Source organism: Mycobacterium sp., assembly GCF_035314665.1.
Taxonomy (GTDB): domain Bacteria; phylum Actinomycetota; class Actinomycetes; order Mycobacteriales; family Mycobacteriaceae; genus Mycobacterium.
In genome coordinates this window covers 1-2,132 of sequence record NZ_DATFZD010000057.1, presented here as the reverse complement: position 1 = coordinate 2,132, position 2,132 = coordinate 1, and the positions used below count along the sequence as shown (strand labels likewise).

At 66.7% G+C, this 2,132-nt stretch carries 2 protein-coding genes; both read left to right on the top strand.

The window, feature by feature from the left end; all coding sequences use genetic code 11:
* Positions 1–207 (top strand): UBP-type zinc finger domain-containing protein (locus VKI00_RS04320; RefSeq protein WP_324435693.1); only part of this gene is annotated, 207 nt, incomplete at its 5' end.
* Positions 191–1,888: an FAD-dependent oxidoreductase gene (locus VKI00_RS04315; protein ID WP_324435692.1), complete on the top strand. Its 1,698-nt coding sequence runs from the start codon at positions 191–193 to the stop codon at positions 1,886–1,888. The genes VKI00_RS04320 and VKI00_RS04315, both read left to right, overlap by 17 nt.
* The last annotated feature ends 244 nt before the right edge of the window (positions 1,889–2,132 follow it).

Genomic DNA, 2,132 nt, shown 5'->3' with positions numbered 1-2,132 from the left:
ACGAACGGCTGCGAGGAATGTCTGCGGCTCGGCACACCGTGGGTGCACCTACGGCTGTGCCTGACGTGCGGGCATGTCGGCTGCTGCGACTCGTCACCGATGCGGCATGCCCGGGCGCACGCCGGCACCATCGGGCACCCGATCGTGCAGTCCATGGAGCCCGGCGAGAACTGGCGCTGGTGCTACGTCCATGAGAACTATGTCTGAGGCCGCCACCGACCAGCCCGCATCGACTCCGCTGGCGGAAACCCCCGACACATACGGCGCGTACCCGCGACTGTCCGACGATCAGATTGCCACCCTCGAGGCAGGCGGCACCCGGCGCGCCGTCGACACGGGCGAAACGCTGGTCCGCGAGGGTGAGCGCTCCGACTACTTCTTCGTCATTCTGTCCGGCAAGGTCGCCGTTACCACTACCGACGACGCGCGCAATCGGCACGTGATGCGGGTACATGGCCCCGGGCGGTTCCTCGGGGAGCTGGGCGATCTCGAAGGACAAGCCGCGTTCTACACCGCCGAAGTGGTGGAACTCGGCGAAGTACTAGTGGTACCGACCGAGCGGGTGCGGGCCCTGGTCGCCCACGATCCGGTGCTCAGTGACCTCATCCTGCGCGCATACCTGTTACGCCGCTCGCTGCTCATCCAGGAAGGAACCGGATTTAGGATCATCGGCTCCTGCTATGACCCCGATACCGTGCGGCTGCGAGAATTCGCGGCGCGAAACCGGTTACCGCACAAGTGGATCGACCTGGAACGCGACAAGCACGCCGAGCGGCTGCTGCAGCGGTTCGGAGTGTCGGCGCAGGACACCCCGGTGGTGATCTGGGGCGGTGAGGTGCTTCGCAACCCGACCAACGCCGAGCTGGCCCGCCGGGTCGGGCTGCCGGTGCCCGACACAGTCCCCGACGAATGCGACGTCGTTGTAGTGGGCGCTGGTCCGGCCGGCCTCGGCGCGGCCGTGTATGGCGCTTCCGACGGCCTGACCACCGCGGCCATGGAGCGGATCGCAACCGGCGGGCAGGCCGGGACGTCATCGAGAATCGAGAACTACCTCGGATTCCCGGGCGGGATCTCGGGTGCCGACCTGGCCGAACGGGCCGTTCTGCAGGCCGGCAAGTTTGGCGCGCGGATCATGGTCTCCGCGGAGGTTATCCAGCTGGAATCCGACAGCGGACACCATCTGCTCCGACTCGCCGATCAAGCGTCCGTGATCGCCCGTGCCGTCGTGCTGGCCACGGGAGCGCGGTATCGTAGGCTCGCCGTCCCGGGAATCGAATCGTTCGAGGGCAACGGCGTGTACTACGCCGCCACGGTTCAAGAGGCGTTGATGTGCGGCACGGGGCCCGTCGTCATTGTCGGGGGTGGTAACTCTGCAGGCCAGGCGGCGATCTTCCTCGCATCCCGGGTTTCCCGGGTGTATGTGGTGATCCGCGGCGACGACCTGAACACGAGCATGTCCCGATATCTCGTCGACCAGATCCGCCAGCACCCCCGCGTGACCGTGCGGTCGTGTACAGAGATCCGGGAGGTGCACGGAGACGGTGCCCTCACGGCGGTAGTGACCGAGGACAAACGGACCGGCGAGCGTCATTCGATCCAGACCCGCGCCCTGTTCGTTTTCATCGGCGCCGTTCCCAACACCTCGTGGCTCGCCGGCGCTATCGAGCTCGATGACCATGGCTACGTGCCGACCGGCCCGGCCGCGCTCTACTCGGACACCGACGGCAATCAGGGGCGAACGCAACGTCAGCCAATGATGCTGGAGACGAGCCGACCCGGTGTGTTCGCGGCGGGCGACGTGCGTAGCGGCTCGGTCAAGCGGGTGGCGTCCGCGGTCGGCGAAGGATCTATGGCAATCCGCCAAATCCACGAGTACTTCGGGACCTGATCGGCGGCGGCGTGCGGTCACCTCGATCGGCCTGACCCCAAAACGCCACCCCGCCAACGCCGAGAGTCACCCACCACACGCCGCGTCGAACCGGCGGTAATCCGGCTCTTCGGAAATGAGCGTGCAGCGGTGGTTGGCGGATATCCGGGGTGGGGGTTCGTGTCGTTGAGCTGAGGTGGGGCCTCGGTGGGTGACGATTCAGGTTCCTACACGCCGCTTCACCAACACCACCGAGGTGACCCTT

Excerpts from the sequence above, each read along its gene's own strand:
- VKI00_RS04315 (WP_324435692.1), top strand. The coding sequence starts at position 191 with ATGAGAACTATGTCTGAGGCCGCCACCGACCAGCCCGCATCGACTCCG.